The sequence below is a fragment of the uncultured Campylobacter sp. genome (assembly GCF_937949835.1).
In the GTDB taxonomy this organism is placed as follows: domain Bacteria; phylum Campylobacterota; class Campylobacteria; order Campylobacterales; family Campylobacteraceae; genus Campylobacter_B.
In genome coordinates this window covers 1-17,155 of the sequence record NZ_CALEDC010000302.1, presented here as the reverse complement: position 1 = coordinate 17,155, position 17,155 = coordinate 1, and the positions used below count along the sequence as shown (strand labels likewise).

Genomic DNA, 17,155 nt, shown 5'->3' with positions numbered 1-17,155 from the left:
TCGCCCTGCCCAGGTGATCCAAGCTCACCGCACCGCCGCTTGCTACGTAGCGATCGATTTTATTTAGATACTCGACCGGCAGCAGCAGTTTGTCGCCGCCCTCGTAGAGTAGGGACACGAACTCCTTGCTGCGCCCCATCACCTCGATGAGCTCAAGCCCGTTAAATTTAGCGATACCGTGATCTTCGTGCACGACAAAATCGCCCACGTTTAGCTCATCCAGAGCTAGGCTCGATCTTCGCACGCGCTTTTTAGGCGCCGCTTTGTTTAGCGAAAGAATGATCCGCTCGGCGCTTATTAAATTTACGACGAAATCCTCGCGTAAAATTTCGATATTGCTAAATCCGCTAAGATCAAACGGCGCGAGCAGCGCGTCGTTTCGCGCGATCAGCGTGATAGCCTCGCTGCGGTGAAATTCAAAAAATTCCTGCGACGGCGTCACCGCGAGATCTTTAAATTTGCGCGCTGCGGGCAGCACCTCGATCGCGTCTAAAAAATCCAAATTGCGCTCGGAAAAAATTTCATCCTTTTTGATCTCGTGCAACAAGACGCAATCAAACGCGCTCACGTAATCGACGAAACCGTCGATGAACCAAAACCCTAGCGAGCCCAGATCGCGCGCTAACGCGTCGCTGTCCGCGCGCGATATCTTTTCGCTCACGCTCTCAAACTCGTCCTCGCTTAAATTTGCCAAAAACGGCGCTATCTCTGCTTGCGCAAGTTCATCTTTTTCGCTTTTTTGCGTCGCGACGTCAAAGCGCCTGATACTCTCGACCGTCTCGCCGTCGAGCAGAATTCTAACCGCGCTTTCGCTCCCTACCGAAAAAATATCGATGATCTCGCCACGGAAGCTCACCTCGCCCATGCTTTCGACGATGTCGCGCACGTCGTATCCAAGGCGCAAAATTTCCTCTTTCAGCTCGCTTAAGTTTAACTCTTCGCCAAATTTTAAATTTAGCGGGCGCAGATGGCTTGCGGCGGGGAGCTTATTTAGGATCGTGCGAACCGGCGAGATTAAAATTTTTTTGCCGCTTGCTTTGTAAAACGCGCTAAGAGCGGTGCTGATGCCTGCAAGCTCGCCCATATAGCTGCGCAGATCCTCGCCGAAGCTTGCTCTAAAATCGGGCAGGCAAAAGGCCGCGTAGCCCATAAATTTAAGCACCTGCTCGCACGTCGCAGCCTCTTTATCGTCCTCGCAGATCAAAAGCTCTTTTTGGTTTTGCAAAAAGTATTCGTAAACCTCGGCTTGCATTATTTAAACCTTTCGATCTGGTGCTGCACGACATTTGCGATCTCCTGCCACGATACGTTAGGCTCTAAGGTCGAGATATTTTTGAAATTTTGCGCGTTCCAGCTCATAAAATTTGCAGGATCGACACTTTGAGCCAAAAACCTAACTTCATAATGCAAGTGCGGACCGGTGCTGTAGCCGGTATTACCGCTATAGCCGATAAGATCGCCCTTTTTAACCCAAGAACCGGGCGTTACGACCGCGGAGCTAAGGTGGCCGTAGCGGGTCTCAAAGCCGTAATTGTGCGATAAAATCACTAAAATTCCATATCCGCTGCCACTGCCGCCTGCAAACTGCACGAAGCCCTCTGCCGTCGCAAACACCGGAGTGCCCTCGCTTGCTCGCAAGTCGATGCCGTGGTGCATCCTCATAACGCCGCTGATTGGATGAGTGCGCATCCCAAAAGGGCTAGTAACGCCGCGATACTGCATCGGAAGTCCGTTAGGCACAGCGCTAAGAATCGCGCTCGCCGTTTTTTCGCTAGCTGCGATGTGCGCGCCGGAGCCCTTTTTACGCTCCTTTTTCATCTCATTCATCGCAAGCATTACCTGGATATCACTATCCAGCCCGCCTCCATCGTCTTCGCGTCCGTCCAGCTTGGCAAGCACCTCCTCATTTTTGCCCTCAAGCGCGATATTTTGCTCTTTAAGCGCGAGATTTTCGGCGTAGAGGGTTTTGTTTAGCTCCTTTAAATTTGAGCGGTCGCTAGCGAGTTTAAATATCGCAAAAAACAAAACGAGCAGAAAAATTACGAAAAACGCGGATAAAATTTTAAGTTGAAATCTAAAATTTTCGCCAAAATACAGCGTCTTGGTGCCAAAGTGATCGCTTAGGGTAAGTTTAGTTTTAGCCACGGCGCGCCTCAAGCCATAAAATAAAATTTTCTACCAAATGAAACGAGCCGAAAACCAAATACTCCTCGTCCGCTCTAAGCTCGCCGCGAAACGGCGAATGCGGAATTTTAAGCGCGTCAAGCGCACGGGTTATCGCCTCTGCCGCCATTTCGCGATCCGCAACCTCGTAGTTAAAGATCTCCACGCGCTCTACCACGGGTGCTAAAGTCCGCAGCACCGCAGCTACGTCCTTATCGGCAAAAGCATTGTAAATTAGCACGATCTTTCTGCCCCCGTAGATTTCGGTAATTTCGCGGGCGACTTGCTGTGCCGCAAGCTCGTTGTGTCCAACATCCACGCGCAAATTCGGCGCCAAAACTTCCATCCTGCCGCGTAAATTTAGAGGCGGCAGCTGTGAAATTTCAAATTTCAAATTTAAAAATTTCATCGCGGCAAGCGCTAGAGCTAAATTTGAAATTTGAAATTTAGGCAGATTGTTGCGTGCGCAAAACTCCGCAATCTGCGCTTGCTCGCTCTTGCTTAAAAGCTCTGCTGCAAACCTCAAATGAGTTCCTTTTTGCTCTGCAATCTGCTGCGCGATACGAAGCGGAACTTCGCTCATCTCATCGCTTAAAATCGCTTCTTTATCCATCGTAATTAGCTTGGTACGGGCGATCTGCTCTAGATTTTGTCCTAGCATGCCTAAATGATCGGTGCCGATCGGTGTAAAAAGCGACAGCGTGCGCCCGAAGCTCGATGTAGCATCAAACTCGCCGCCCATCCCAGCCTCAATCACACAGTAATCGCAATCCCTAAAAAGCACTGCCGCCGCAAGCGTGAGATACTCGAAATACGAGAGGCTATCTTTAAACTCCGCGGGCAAGCTCTCTTGCAAAAACTCATGCGCGAAATCAAGCTCCTCATCCGTAGCATCGCGCCCTAGCGAAATGGGAAGCGAGCTTTGAGCGGATTTGGAATTTGATCTTAGCTGAGATTTAAAATTTTGCTCCGGTGAGAATTTTAAATTTTGCTCAGACGGCGATTTGAGATCTTGAGAATTCCATAAATTTTGTGTAGAAGCAGAATTTTGCGTATCGATCGAATTTCGCGCTATAAAATTCTGCTCGCTATAAAAATTTTGCGTGGTATAAACGGGGTTTTGCAGGGCAGAATTCTGCTCACCATGCGAATTCTGAGTGGTGGAATTTTGCAAATTAGAAATAGAAATTTGAGAGGCGGAATTTTCTCCGCTCGCAAAATTTTGCATTTTTTCGGAATTTTGTCTTTCCGTAAAATTTGACGCCGAAACGGAATTTTGTTCGTTTTTAAAATTTGAAGCGCCTGAATTTAACGCAAAAACATGGCTTTGCGCGATGCGTCCGCCTAGATAGATGCGCTCGTTGAGCCTAAAAACATGCGGGCTGGTGTAGTGCCCGACGCTAAAGCCTGCTGCGGCGATCGCGTTAGCCAAAAACCGCCCGGTGCTGCCCTTGCCGTTGGTGCCGATGATCTGAATGACGTTTTTGAGCGGAATTTTATCTTTAATGGCAGCATATGCCCGCGGGAAGCGCTCGTAGTCGATTTTTTTGTAATAAATCGGGCGATTTTGCAAAAATTCTTTAATGCTGCGCCCGCTCAAGTCTGAATCCCCTAATCGCAAGCGCCGAAATAAACTCGTCAAACGCCTGCGCAGAGGCATTTTCGATCGCCTTGTAGCGGTCCTTATCGCTAATGATCGAGCTCGTATCGTAGCTATTTTTGACTAGGCGGCTAACTTTAAAATCGTAATCGCCCACGCAATCCTTGCTGAAAATCTCGCCGTTTTTAAGCTTGGTGCTAAAATTTACGATGAGATTTGCTCGGTAGCTAGTGACATAGCCGAACTGATCGTATGAAAGCTCGCTAAAGCTTAGGCTTTTTATGCTCGCTACTACGATCGTCTGCGCCGAGTTTTTATCTGCAAGGCTCATCCCTAGGCGCTGGACTATACCCTGCCTGATCGCGTCTTTGATCGCGACGGTGTTTTGCGGATCGGTCTTGCTCATCATCACATCCACAAATACGCTTCCACTCATCGTCTCTTTCGCAATCCTTGAAACGGGCTTGTAGCCGCAGCCGATCAAAAAAATCAAACAAAAAACGGTTAAAACTTTCCTCATCTTCGCCTACTTTATCACCAAATTTACGAGCTTGTTTTTGACGTAAATTTCTTTTACGACGCTCTTGCCCTCTAGCCATTTGGCACAGTTCTGCTTCGCAAGGCTTAAAATTTCGCCCTCGCTTAGGCCTGCATCCGCTTCAAACTCGGCGCGTTTTTTGCCGTTAATCGTGACGGCAAGCTTGATCGTATCGCTCTCGAATACCTCTTCGCAAACTCTCAGCTCACCGAAATTTCGTCTTTTAAACAGCTTCTCGCTAAGCTCGGCACAGATGTGCGGCACGATAGGTTCGAGCAGGCACAAGATCACGAAGTAGCCCTCGGTGAATACATCTTTGTTACTCTGCGCGTTTAGCGCGTTTAGCGCCTCCATACACGCAGCGATTAGGGTATTAAAAGCAAAGCTGCTCTCATAAACCTGCTGCGATTTCTTGAGCGCCTCGTAAACTTTGAGGCGGGCGTATTTTTCCTCTTTATTCAAAACGGCGTGGTCGATCTGCGGAATTTTATCCGTAGCGTAGGCGTTTTCGGCGCGATCGTAGAGGCGATTTAAAAATTTATACGCGCCCTCTACCGCGCTGTCGTTCCACTCAAGCTCCTTTTGCGGAGGTGCTGCAAAAAGTATAAAAAGTCTCGCCGTATCGGCGCCGTATCTCTCGATAATATCATCGGGATCAACGGTGTTGCCCTTGCTTTTACTCATTTTCGCGCCGTCTTTTAGCACCATGCCCTGGGTTAGCAGCCGCTCAAACGGCTCGCTATCGCGCAGATATCCTATGTCGCGAAGAGCCTTTTGGAAAAATCTCGCGTATAAAAGGTGCAGGATCGCGTGCTCGATGCCGCCGATATACTGATCGACGTTCATCCAGTAGTTCACGCTTTGCTCGTCAAACGCCCGCTGCTGCCACGTCCGCTCATCGCTTGCGTAGCGCGCGAAATACCACGAACTTTCAAAAAATGTATCGAGCGTGTCGGTCTCGCGCACCCCGTCGCTACCGCATTTAGGGCATTTACAAAATTTCCAGCTAGGATGCGTATCCAGCGGATTGCCCTTACCGGTGATCTTAATATCCTGCGGAAGCTCTACGGGCAGATTTGAAATTTCCTCGCTTACCAGCCCGCATTTTGGGCAGTGGATCATCGGGATCGGCGCGCCCCAGTAGCGTTGGCGGCTCACTCCCCAATCGCGCAGTTTAAAATTTACCACGCGGCGTCCGAGCTTTAACTCCTCAAATTTTGAGATAACGGCGCTTTTTGCTTTCTCGCTATCCATGCCGCTAAATTCCGCGGAATTTACCAAAACTCCGCTCTCTACGTAAGCTTTGCTAGCGTCGTAATCGCCGTTTTTAGGCGCGATACTTTGAATGATCGGCAGGTTAAATTTCTTCGCAAACTCGAAGTCTCTCTCATCGTGCGCAGGCACCGCCATAACCGCGCCGCCGCCGTATTCGGCTAGGACGAAATTTGCGGTCCAAACAGGGATCTTTTTGCCGCTTAGCGGATGAAGCACGCTGATTCCGAGGCTCACACCGTCTTTATCGCTTGCTTGGCGTTCGCGCGGGCTTTGATTTAAAATTTCTCTCACCTTCGCCGCAGCCTGGGCGTCAAGTAAGCCTTTATCCAAAAGCCTCTTTACGACCTCGTGCTCCGGCGCAAGCGCCGCGTAGCTCATACCGTAAATCGTATCGGGGCGCGTCGTAAAAACCTTAAAGCCCTCGATGCCGCCAAGCTTGGCGCTGCTTTGCTCGTCAAATTTAAAGCTAAATTCCAAACCCTCGCTGCGCCCGATCCAGTTTTCCTGCATCGTAAGCACCTGAGCGGGCCACTTGCCCTCAAGCTGTTTTAGGCAATCCAAAAGCTCCTGCGCGTAAGCGGTGATTTTTAGATAATATCCCGGCATCTGCTTTTGCACGACCTCGTTGCCGCAGCGCCAGCATTTACCCTCTTCGACCTGCTCGTTGGCAAGCACCGTCTGATCGTGCTCGCACCAATTGACCACGGCGCTTTTTCTATAGATAAGCCCTTTTTCAAAAAGTTTGATGAAAAATTCCTGCTCCCAGCGCGTATAAAGCGGATCGGAGGTAGCAAGCATACGACGAGCCGAAAAGCTAAAGCCAAGGCGGTGCAGCTCGTTTTTCATATAATCGATATTTTCGTAGGTCCAAGTTTTGGGATGAGTGCCGTGTTTGATCGCCGCGTTTTCCGCAGGCATTCCGAAGCTATCAAAGCCGATCGGCTGAAGCACGTTGTATCCGCGCAGCCTGTAGTAGCGGCTCAAAGCGTCGCCGATGCTGTAGTTTCGCACGTGCCCCATATGGATGCGACCGCTTGGGTAAGGAAACATCGAAAGGATATATTTTTTAGGCAGGCTATAATCGTCCTTAGGCTCGAAAACTCCCTCTTCGTCCCAAATTTTCTGCCATTTAAGCTCAATACTTTTACTATCGTAAGGCATTTTGCGCTCCTAGAATTCGTCTTTAGTTTTTGCCGACTCAATCGCTATTAAAATTAGCGAGAAAAAGTTTGCAAGTAGCGCGCCGATCGCAAGCGAGGTCACGATCGACAGATCTCCCGGCGCTACTACAATCAAAACGAACGCCGGTATGAGATGCAGATCCGCTACGAGCGAGCTTGCAAAAAGCTCAGCTGCTAGCATATTTCGCACGCCTACCTTCAAAAGCGTCGAGACTGCATTCACGCTGGTTGCTATGAAAAGTAAAATTTCATTCTTCTCATACAAAAACCCGCCTATCGTAGTCATACTCATCAGCGCAAAAAATATGTAAATTACCCTTCCCCAGTTCATCTTCTATCCTTACACCGTGCCTTTTTCATACATGGCGCGATTCTTTTCTTTCTCTTTGATACGGCGCTGTTTTTCAGCCAAAAACGCGCGGTACTTCTCGACATTAAATTTAAACAAAATCAGCATCGGAGCAGCTACAAATACGGAGCTGAATGTTCCTGCTATGACGCCTATTAGCATCACGAAGCTAAAGCCGTGGATCATCTCGCCGCCCCAGACGAATAAAATCACGATGACGATGAGAGTCGTAAGCGAAGTAAGCAGCGTGCGCGATAGCGTGTGGGAGATTGATTCGTTTATAACCTCGTCAAGCTTAATCGATTTACTATCTTTTACACCTTCTCGAATTCTATCGAAAACAACGATGGTATCGTTAAGCGAGTAGCCCATTATAGTTAGCAGTGCGGCTAGAATTTCAAGGTTGAAATCCACGCCGGCTAAAATCATCGCGCCTACGGCGACTACGACGTCGTGCAGATCCGATAGTACGGCTGCAATCGCAAATCTCCACTCAAACCGCAGGGTGATATAAACCAAAATGAGCGCAAACGACACGCATACCGCTAAAATTCCGTTTGTGCGAAGCTCCTCGCCGACTTTAGGACCTACGATATCGACCTTGCGAATGTCGAAGTTTCCGCTGCCTTGCAAAATTTTTTGCGCCGCTAAAGCAGGATTATCGCCCAGTTCACTCGCAGCGCCTGAATATCTAATCGTGACCTCTTGATCGCTACCGAATTCCGTAACGTTGATATTGCCTAAATTTGCCGCTTCGAAGCGCTTTCTGATCTCATCAAGCGGTGCTTTAGCGTCGTATTTAACCTGAATGAGCGTACCGCCGCTAAAATCGATGCCGTAATTAATGCCCTTAATGAAAAATAGCGCAATAGAGCCTATTATCAAAACAGCAGAAAGCGCAAAGGTAAAATATCTAAATTTCATAAAATCATAAATTTTGCCCTTATCGAACACTTGCATTTGCGCCTCCTCTTACTTTATAACCGAGCCAAAGCGCGGTATTTTTGCTCTTTTCCATCTTATCCATTACTAGCTCAAACATTCCGTGAGTGCCTAAAATAGCCGTTATCATCGACGCTACGATACCGATACTCATCGTGACGGCAAAGCCCTTCACTGGACCCGTGCCGTAAGCATAAAGCGCAGCAGAAGTAATTAGCGTAGTGATATTTGAATCCACGATCGCGCTCATCGCGTTTTCATAGCCTTTATTTATACTTTGGCGGATTGAAACTCCCGTCCTTAGCACCTCTCTAACGCGCTCGTTAATGATGACGTTCGCATCTACCGCCATTCCGATAGTTAGTACGATTCCAGCCATTCCAGGAAGCGTCAAAGTAGCGCCGAATAGCGCCATACAAGCTATCAAAAACAAGATATTGACCGTAAGCGCGATATCGGCAAAAAGTCCCGCTACGCCGTAGTATAAAATCATAAAGATCAAAATCGCAACCGCTGCAAGACTAAGCGCCGCCATACTTTTATCGATGCTATCTTGTCCTAGGCTAGGGCCGATGCTGCGTGTCTCTGAGACTTTAACAGGAGCCAAAAGCGCGCCGCTTCTAAGCGCAATCGCTACGTCGTGCGCCTCCTCGACGCTAAATCCGCCGCTGATCTGACCGCTACCGCCGCCGATACGCTCGTTAATGCGCGGCGCGGAGTAAACCTTGCCATCAAGCACGATAGCTAGACGCTTACCGACGTTTTTGCCGGTAAAATCGCCAAAAATTTGAGCGCCTTGAGAGTTCAGCGTAAAATTTATGATCGGCTGGTTGGTGTGCTGATCGAAGGCAACCTTCGCATCGACCAGCATCGCGCCATCAAGCACTGGAATTTCGTTTATGAGATACTTGTAATTCGGATTTTTAACGTCCGGGTAGATCACGTCGCCGTAAGCTCTGGCATCCGCTGCGCTGATAGTCTGCGCGCGGTCTTGGCGCACGTCGTCCACCGCCATAAGCTGCAAGTGAGCCGCTTTGGCGATCAGATCCTTGGCGCGCTGCTCATCCGCTGCACTTTTGACACCAGGAAGCTCAACCAAAATATAGCTCTCGCCCTGCTTTGCTACTGTAGGCTCCGCAAGTCCGAATTGATCCAAACGGTTGCGGATAGTTTCTACGGCCTGTTCGATCGCGTATTTTTTAGTCGCTTCGACCTCCTCAGGCGTTAGTGTGACGCGGTATTTTTCGCCAGATTTTTGAATGTCTAATCCGCTTGCGGCACTATGCAAAATCGCATCAAATTTAGAGGCCTCGTCCGCGTCTAAAATTTCAAACTCAAACGAATCGCCTTCCAATTTTAGCCCATCCATCAGCAGATCATCGCGCTTGGCGGCGTAATTGACGCTCGCGGCGATCGATTTGATCTTTGAAACGACCGCCTCGTCGCTTTGAACTTCCAAAAGCATATGCAGGCCGCCTTGCAGATCCAAACCCAAGTTTATCTTGCTTCCCTTTTCGGTCTGAAAGATCGAAGGCGCGGCAAAAATCGCCGAAAAAATTACCGCAGCCAAAAAGATCAGCAGACGGTATGAAATTTTACTGCTCATCTAATTTTCTTGCCACAAATTGTTTATCCAGCTCAACCATGACCTCATCGTTAAGCTTAACTGTGATAAAATCATTGTTTGTTTTCACGACCGTGCATTTTATGCCACCGCTAGTTATGATCTTATCGCCTTTGCCGAGCGCATCGACCATCGCTTTATGATCCTTGGCCTGCTTTTGCTGCGGTCTGATAATCAAAAAATACATAATCGCGAAGATTACGACGATAGGCAGGATTGATGCAAAGAAGTTTCCTTGTTCCATGTGTTTCCTTCATTAGAAATTTAAAAAGTAGCTATTTTACATTAAGTTACATAAATAAAGGCTTTGTTCTTGCCCTTGCGCTTTCAAATTTTATTTTCGTAGAAATTTTAAGCTCTAAATTTGACAGCTTAGGCGCTTTGGCGGCGGAATTTTTCTCGCCTCTAATTGCGATAGCAGCACTTTTTTATCTACTAAAAGCAAGCAAGGCGGAGTGGTTTTGGTGCGGATTTTTTATCGGCGCGCTGTGGATGCACTGGATCAGCTTCAGTCTGATCTATTTCGATCTTGCGTTTTTGATCCCGCTTGAAATTCTTGGAATTTGCCTCGTTTATGCCTTTATTTTCCGCATCTTTGCGATCTTTGACGCGCCGGTTTTGCGCGCTGCCTGCCTTTTAATTCTAAAATTTATCCACCCTTTCGGCTTTGATTGGCTAAATTTTGAACTGCTGCTAAGCCATGGAATTTTCAGAGCCGATCTTAGCGCGCTGGCTCTGATTTTAGCAGGGCTTTGCTCAGTTTTGTATCTACATGGGCGCAGCGCGGCGGCTAAGCTTAATGCCACGATCTTTGCGGTATTTTTGATCTGCGCGCTGCAATTCAGCCAAAAAGAGCCCGAGCCGCTACCGATTAAAATTTCACTCGCAAACACCGATATTTCGCAGCATGACATCTGGGCGAAAGATAAAATTTTATCCGCCGCGTTGGCAAATTTGGCTCGGATTGATGATGCGATCGCAGAGGGACAAGACGCGATAATTTTGCCCGAGAGCGCCTTTGCGATGCCGCTAAATTTAGAAAACGTGCTAGTTGAAGCCCTAAAAGAAAAATCGCGCGCAATTACTATCGTAGCGGGCGCGGAGGCGTATGAGAACGGGAAATTTTACAACAGCGCCTATCTTTTTGCGAACGGGGAAATGAAGCGCTTCGATAAGCACATTTTGGTGCCGTTTGGCGAAATGGTTCCGCTGCCCGAATTTGCGCGAAATTTTATCAACCGCGTGCTGTTAGGCGGCGCGACCGATTTTTCGACGGCTAGTGGCTTTAGCGACTACGAGCTTGGCGGGCGAAGCGTAAGAAGCGCCGTTTGCTACGAGGCTACGCGCGCAGAGCTTTACGAGGGCTCGCCCAAATACGTCGTAGCGATCAGCAATAACGGCTGGTTCGTGCCGAGCTACGAGCCCTATTTGCAGCGCCTCATAATCCGCTACTACGCGAGCTTGCACGGCACATTGATCTATCACGCCGTAAACGGCAGCGCTAGCGAAATAATCGCTCCGAAAAAGATCTGGATAAACCGCCTTAAAGATCATCTAAAATAGCCTAAAAAGTTATTTTTAAACGACTTTTAGGTAATATTTTAAAATTTTATTAGGAGCTAAATTTATGGCTAAATACAATCGCATACTCGTAAAATTTTCGGGTGAAGCGCTAGCGGGAGAGAACGGCTTTGGGATTGACAGCGAAATTTTAAAATTTATCGCCAAAGAGATCAAGCAGCTCGTAGAGGGCGGCATCGAAGTAGGCATCGTAATCGGCGGCGGCAACATCATAAGAGGCGTAAGCGCCGCAGCTAGCGGTATCATCAAACGCACCAGCGGCGATCATATGGGTATGCTAGCCACCGTCATCAACGCAATCGCGATGAGAGAGGCGCTAGAATACGCAGGCATGGACGTACGCGTGCAAAGCGCGATAAAGATGGAAGCGATCTGCGAGACCTTCATCATCGGCCGCGCCAAAAGGCACCTCGAAAAAGGTCGCGTCGTGATCTTTGCCGCGGGCACGGGAAATCCATTCTTCACGACCGATACTGCGGGCACTCTCCGCGCGATCGAGATCGGAGCCGACGCTATCATAAAAGCCACCAAGGTAATGGGGATCTACGACAAAGATCCGCAAAAATTTAAAGACGCCAAATTGCTTTCCAAAGTCACTTACGATCAAGCCCTGCACGACAACATCAGGGTGATGGACGATACGGCTATCGCGCTTGCTAAAGACAATGCGCTTCCGATCATCGTGTGCAATATGTTTAAGAGCGGAAATTTATACAAAATCGTCGATGGCGGAGATCTAAGCTCCTGCTCGATCGTAAAAAACTGAAATTTTAAATTTAAGGAGAATTGATGAGAACCGAACAAATAGTAGCCAAGGCTTTAAAAGTAACGGGTGGAGACCGATATAAGCTATCTTTGATGATAAGCAAACGCGCCGAGCAGCTAGCTGCGGGCGAACCGCCGCTGATAGAGAATGTAGATACTCGCAAGATGAAATTTGCCGATATAGCAATCTTGGAACTAGCCGAAGGTAAGATCGCATTAGATGGAATCGTTGACAAGGATTAATGATAACTTCTTAGAAAGTCTCATCGACGATGTCGTCGATACCAAAGACATTCAAAGCGCCAAGCAGCTGCTTTATAATCTAAAAGAGCCCACTCCGCTGCTGGTGGATGCTATAAATTTATGCATCGCTCAGCATGACGGGCAGTTTCGCAAAAGCGGCGAGCCGTATGCGATCCATCCGATTTTGGTAGCCTGCTTCGTATCTTTTATGGGCGGAGACGACGCGATGGTGATATCTGCGCTACTACACGACGTAGTAGAGGATACAGATTACAGCATCGAGCAGGTTAGACAAAGATTCGGCGACGAAGTAGCCAAAATCGTAGAAGGGCTTACTAAAATCGTAAACATCAGGGAGGATAAACTGGCTCCATCCGGCGATAGTAACGCCAAGCTTCGCACCACCGCACTTACCTTCCGCAGGATGCTGATGATCTCCATTAACGATCAGCGCGTTTTGGTAGTCAAGCTCTGCGATAGGCTGCACAATATGCTAACCCTAGACGCACTTCGCCCAGATAAACAAAAACGTATCGGCGAGGAGACGCTTTTGGTTTACGCGCCGATCGCGCACAGGCTTGGAATTTCATCAATCAAAAACGTGCTTGAAGATCTTAGCTTCAAATACGTCATGCCTAAAGAGTATTCGGCGATCGCCGATTACGTCGAAGAGCATAAGCAGCAGCTTCAGATGAGCTTGAGCAAATTTAGCGAAAAGATCAAAGAGTATATGCTTTCAAACGGCTTTAGTGAAGGTAGCTTTGAGATCCAAAAGCGAATGAAGCACTACTACTCGATCTTTTTAAAGATGCAGCGCAAAGGAATTTCGATCGAGGAGGTGCTTGATCTTTTGGCTATCCGCATCATCGTGCAAAAGCCGATGGATTGCTACTTGGCGCTTGGTATAATCCATACTAAATTTAATCCGCTCATATCGCGCTTTAAGGATTATATCGCGCTTCCGAAGCAAAACGGATATCAGACGATCCACACGACCGTTTTTAATGAAAGTATGATCGTAGAGGTGCAGATCCGCACCTTCGATATGCACAACACCGCAGAATTCGGCGTCGCAGCGCACTGGAAGTATAAATATAGCGGCTCGATCAATCCGAAGCTTGATTGGCTAAACGACATCGGCATGCAGGAAGAGGACGACGCCAACGCCGAGGATCTTTACGAATACGCTAAAGACAGCCTCTACGTCGAGGATATCGCCGTATATTCGCCCAAGGGCGGAATTTTTACATTGCCGCGCGGTGCTACGGCGCTTGATTACGCCTACGAGATACACTCTCAAGTGGGCTTAAAAGCGACCGAGGCCTTCATAAACCGCGTCAAGGTGCCGCTTCTAACGGAGCTTAAAAACGGAGATATCGTTCATATCATCACCGGAAGCGAGCCACACTACCGCTGCAGCTGGCTAAGCTCGGTCAAAACTGGCAAGGCGCGCGCGACGATAAAGGCATTTTGCAAGCAAAAGATCAGAGATATAAATTTTGAAGTAGCGATTAAAATTTTATGCGCGATCTTTACGACGAGCAAGGAGAGCATTTTAAGCTGGCTTGAAAAAGAAAATTTAAGCAAAAAGATCGGCAAAGCAGCCTATGACTCGGTATTTTTAAAAGACGTCGTAAATGCGCTGAAAAAATACCCGCTCAAAGAGAAATTTTTCAATATGAAATTTCGCAGCAAGTATGAGATCGAGAAGCAAAAATTTGACAACATCGTGGTGTATTCAAATTTTAAAATCGACGAGGTCGAGTTTGATTACTGCTGCAACCCAAAGCGCGGTGACGACATCATCGGCTTTCGCAACGGACACGGCGTGACGGTGCATCATAAGCTGTGCGAACGCGCAAGCGAGCTAATCAAAACCGATGAGATGATCTTCGTAAAATGGACGCGCAATGCGCCGCACCGCTACAAGATCATATTAAATTTAGAAAACAAGCGCGGCTCGCTGGCGACGTTTTTGAACTATTTAGTCAAGCTCGAGGTCGATCTAGTGTCGATAAGCCTCAACGAAAATAGCGAAACGACGTCGGATTATTTTGAGATCATCATCGAGCTAAACGAAAATTTAGACTCCACGGAGATTAAAGATAAACTCAAAAACCGCTTTAAAATCGTGGATTTCGTATCGCTTACGGACGTATATAAAAACTAAATAAGGGAGAGCAAATGGCTGACATTCAAGGCATTATGGAAAATTTTAAGCGCGGCGTCGCGGAGATCATCGGCGAAGAGCAGATCGAGGCGCTGATTAGGCGCTATTACGACAGCGGCGAGGTCTTTTACGTCAAAATCGGCATGGATCCCACTGCTGCGGATCTACACCTAGGACACGCCGTCGTTCTAAATAAGCTTGCGTTTTTACAAAACCACGGCGCGATCGTGCAGTTTCTAATCGGCGATTTTACCGCTCAAATCGGCGATCCTACAGGCAAGAGCGAGACTCGCAAAAAGCTAGCGCGCGAAGTTGTGCTTCAAAACGCCAAAACCTACGAGCAGCAGGTCTTTAAAATTTTAAATCCTGCAAAAACCAAGGTGATGTTTAATTCCGAATGGACCAACCGCCTGGGTGCTAGCGGTATGATCGAGCTATCAAGCACTTTTAATGTTGCCAGGATGCTCGAGCGCGACGACTTTGAGAAGCGCTACAAGGCAGAGCAGCCGATCAGCATCAGCGAGTTTATGTATCCGCTACTGCAAGGATACGACAGCGTTTGCATGAAATGCGATATAGAATTCGGCGGCACCGATCAGAAATTTAATCTTTTAATGGGTCGCCAGCTGCAAAGAATTTATGATGTCGGCAAAGAACAAAGCGTCGTGATGATGCCGCTTTTGGTAGGTACCGACGGCACGAATAAGATGAGCAAGAGCCTGGGTAACTACATCGGCGTAACCGATACGCCGCACGATATGTACGGCAAGGTGATGAGTATCAGCGATGCGTTAATGTGGGATTGGTATAATCTGTTAAGCCAAAAAAGCAGCGAAGATATTGAGCTAATAAAAGGCTTCGTGGCGGATGGTTCGATCCATCCCAAGGCGGTTAAGGAGGAGCTTGCCTCCGAGATCGTCACGCAATTTTATGACGAAAACACCGCCTTTGAAGCCAAGCAGGAATTTGACCGCGTCCACGGTGCCGGCGAGCTTCCTAGCGAGATCAAGGAATATCACGTAAGCTCGCCTGCATGGATTGTAAAGGCGCTCATCAGCTGCAAGCTCGCAGTCTCTAGCTCGGATGCGCGCAGGTTGATAAAATCAAACGCCGTCAGTATCGATCAAAATAAAATTTTAGATGAGCAGCTTCAGCTTAGCTCGGGCGAATATACACTCCAAGTAGGAAAGAAAAAATTCGCTAAATTAAAGGTGGATTAATGAGTATAAAGATAGGCAAACACGAGATTGCGCACCCGATAATTCAAGGCGGCATGGGACTTGGTATCAGCTGGGACAAGCTAGCCGGCAATGTCAGCCTAAACGGCTGTCTAGGCGTCATTAGCTCGGTCGGCACCGGCTACTACGAAAATCTTAAATTTGCCAAAAAATCGCTCGAGGGCAGACCCTATCAAAGCGAGAATTTTTATAGCAAAGAGGCGCTTTTTGCCATCGTGCAAAACGCCCGTAAAATTTGTGGCGATGCGCCTTTGGGGATGAACGTAATGTGCGCGGCGAACGACTACGAGCGCATCGTGCGCGACACATGCGAGGCGGGTATCGACATCATCATAAGCGGCGCGGGACTTCCTACCAATCTGCCGGAATTTACGGCAGATTTTCCGGACGTCGCGCTCGTGCCTATCGTCTCCTCCGCCAAGGCTCTTAAAATCATCGCCAAACGCTGGAAGCAGCGCTACGACAGAATTCCCGACGCCGTAGTGCTCGAAGGCCCTCTTAGCGGCGGACATCAGGGCTTTACCTACGAGCAGTGCGGCGATCCGGCGTTTGCGCTGGATAATCTAATCCCGCAAGTAAAAGCAGAAATCTCGCAATGGGGCAGTTTCCCGCTATTCGTCGCAGGCGGAATTTGGGATAAGAGCGACATAGATCGCGTGAAATCTTTGGGCGCGGATGGCGTGCAGATGGGTACGCGCTTCATCGGCACCTTTGAATGCGACGCCGCGGAGGAATTTAAGCAGGTGCTTCTTAATGCCAAAAAAGAGGACATCCGGCTTCTAAAATCGCCCGTAGGCTACCCTGCGCGCGGAATTCATACCAATCTGCAAGATATGATCGCCGCAGGCACGGCACCTAAGATCCGCTGTATCAGCAACTGCGTAAGCCCTTGCGAGCGCGGCAAAGGCGCTAATGCCGTAGGATACTGCATCGCCGACCGCTTAAGCGACGCATATCTAGGCAGAACGCAAAGCGGTCTGTTTTTTACCGGCGCGAACGGATGGCGATTAAACGAGATAATATCCGTGAAGGAATTGATAGAAAAACTTGTAAATGGCGAAGATAGTTAAAATTTTTCTAATCGCAGCTTTTAGCTGCGTATTGGCGTTTGGAGCTTCCAGCGAGGCGTTTTTTGCGAAATTCGACAAGGATTTCATCGTAGCGACGCCAAATTATAAGCGCTCGCTGCACAAGGAGCTAAAATCGCTCTACCAAGGCGCGTCCGATAAAGAAGTCCGCATCAAAGCGCTAAAGAGGCTGGTTTACAGCTCGAAAAATTTAGGACTCGACTCCTCGCCTTATGAATCTGCGCTAGCCAAATTACAGGGCAAAGCAAGCGATAGCAGCACGAATTCTAAAAAACTCAAAGATGAAAACGCAAAAAATTCCAAAAGCTCGGACGAGAAAAATGCTTCAAATTTAGCGCATAACCCCAAAGCCTCCGCCTCTAAAAATTCTAAGAATTCAAAAAATTCCACTTCCAAAA

The 17,155-nt window shown here is 48.2% G+C and carries 15 protein-coding genes and 2 pseudogenes; 7 read left to right on the top strand and 10 right to left on the bottom strand.

The window, feature by feature from the left end:
• The 10 genes and pseudogenes from Q0256_RS06930 to yajC all read right to left on the bottom strand — a co-directional run.
• Nucleotides 1–1,252 (bottom strand): CarD family transcriptional regulator (locus Q0256_RS06930; RefSeq protein WP_297961538.1); only part of this gene is annotated, 1,252 nt, incomplete at its 3' end.
• Nucleotides 1,252–2,145 (bottom strand): M23 family metallopeptidase, encoded by an 894-nt coding sequence (locus Q0256_RS06925; protein WP_005872272.1) that lies wholly within the window; start codon nt 2,143–2,145, stop codon nt 1,252–1,254. The genes Q0256_RS06930 and Q0256_RS06925, both read right to left, overlap by 1 nt.
• Nucleotides 2,138–3,391 carry a bifunctional folylpolyglutamate synthase/dihydrofolate synthase gene (locus Q0256_RS06920; protein ID WP_367271946.1) on the bottom strand — a complete coding sequence of 418 codons (1,254 nt, stop codon included), beginning with the start codon at nt 3,389–3,391 and terminating at the stop codon, nt 2,138–2,140. The genes Q0256_RS06925 and Q0256_RS06920 overlap by 8 nt, the downstream gene beginning before the upstream one ends.
• Nucleotides 3,392–3,532: 141 nt before the next feature.
• Nucleotides 3,533–3,706, bottom strand: a pseudogene (locus tag Q0256_RS11620) (bifunctional folylpolyglutamate synthase/dihydrofolate synthase); the annotation flags it as partial.
• Nucleotides 3,707–3,743: 37 nt separating this feature from the next.
• Nucleotides 3,744–4,283, bottom strand: a complete 540-nt coding sequence (gene lptE / locus Q0256_RS06915) for an LPS assembly lipoprotein LptE (RefSeq protein WP_297961535.1) — start codon at nt 4,281–4,283, stop codon at nt 3,744–3,746.
• Nucleotides 4,284–4,289: 6 nt separating this feature from the next.
• Complete coding sequence (gene leuS, locus Q0256_RS06910) at nt 4,290–6,737, bottom strand: leucine--tRNA ligase (protein WP_297961532.1); 2,448 nt, start codon at nt 6,735–6,737, stop codon at nt 4,290–4,292.
• A gap of 9 nt (nt 6,738–6,746) precedes the next feature.
• Complete coding sequence (locus tag Q0256_RS06905; RefSeq protein WP_005872279.1) at nt 6,747–7,088, bottom strand: DUF6394 family protein; 342 nt, start codon at nt 7,086–7,088, stop codon at nt 6,747–6,749.
• A gap of 9 nt (nt 7,089–7,097) precedes the next feature.
• Nucleotides 7,098–8,066, bottom strand: coding sequence for a protein translocase subunit SecF (secF, locus tag Q0256_RS06900; RefSeq protein ID WP_291935970.1), 969 nt, complete (start codon nt 8,064–8,066; stop codon nt 7,098–7,100).
• Nucleotides 8,050–9,654 (bottom strand): protein translocase subunit SecD, encoded by a 1,605-nt coding sequence (secD, locus tag Q0256_RS06895; RefSeq protein WP_297961529.1) that lies wholly within the window; start codon nt 9,652–9,654, stop codon nt 8,050–8,052. Before secD ends, secF begins: the two co-directional genes overlap by 17 nt.
• On the bottom strand, nt 9,644–9,916 hold the full coding sequence (gene yajC / locus Q0256_RS06890) for a preprotein translocase subunit YajC (protein WP_005872282.1): 273 nt from the start codon (nt 9,914–9,916) through the stop codon (nt 9,644–9,646). The genes secD and yajC overlap by 11 nt, the downstream gene beginning before the upstream one ends.
• Here yajC and Q0256_RS06885 point away from each other — a divergent pair.
• The 7 genes and pseudogenes from Q0256_RS06885 to Q0256_RS06855 all read left to right on the top strand — a co-directional run.
• Nucleotides 9,892–11,235 (top strand): apolipoprotein N-acyltransferase, encoded by a 1,344-nt coding sequence (locus Q0256_RS06885; protein WP_297961526.1) that lies wholly within the window; start codon nt 9,892–9,894, stop codon nt 11,233–11,235. The two genes, yajC and Q0256_RS06885, sit on opposite strands and share 25 nt — an antisense overlap.
• 64 nt (nt 11,236–11,299) lie before the next feature.
• Nucleotides 11,300–12,019 (top strand): UMP kinase, encoded by a 720-nt coding sequence (pyrH, locus tag Q0256_RS06880; protein ID WP_005872284.1) that lies wholly within the window; start codon nt 11,300–11,302, stop codon nt 12,017–12,019.
• A 23-nt stretch (nt 12,020–12,042) separates the two neighbouring features.
• Nucleotides 12,043–12,261 carry a DNA-directed RNA polymerase subunit omega gene (locus tag Q0256_RS06875; protein ID WP_177389340.1) on the top strand — a complete coding sequence of 73 codons (219 nt, stop codon included), beginning with the start codon at nt 12,043–12,045 and terminating at the stop codon, nt 12,259–12,261.
• A complete protein-coding gene (locus tag Q0256_RS06870; protein ID WP_297961523.1) occupies nt 12,239–14,431 on the top strand; it encodes a RelA/SpoT family protein in 2,193 nt (730 codons plus the stop codon). The genes Q0256_RS06875 and Q0256_RS06870 overlap by 23 nt, the downstream gene beginning before the upstream one ends.
• A 14-nt stretch (nt 14,432–14,445) precedes the next feature.
• Nucleotides 14,446–15,651, top strand: a complete 1,206-nt coding sequence (gene tyrS / locus Q0256_RS06865) for a tyrosine--tRNA ligase (RefSeq protein WP_177389336.1) — start codon at nt 14,446–14,448, stop codon at nt 15,649–15,651.
• Complete coding sequence (locus tag Q0256_RS06860; protein WP_297961520.1) at nt 15,651–16,739, top strand: nitronate monooxygenase; 1,089 nt, start codon at nt 15,651–15,653, stop codon at nt 16,737–16,739. The genes tyrS and Q0256_RS06860 overlap by 1 nt, the downstream gene beginning before the upstream one ends.
• Nucleotides 16,723–17,155: pseudogene (locus Q0256_RS06855) on the top strand (hypothetical protein); the annotation flags it as partial. The gene Q0256_RS06860 and the pseudogene Q0256_RS06855, both read left to right, overlap by 17 nt.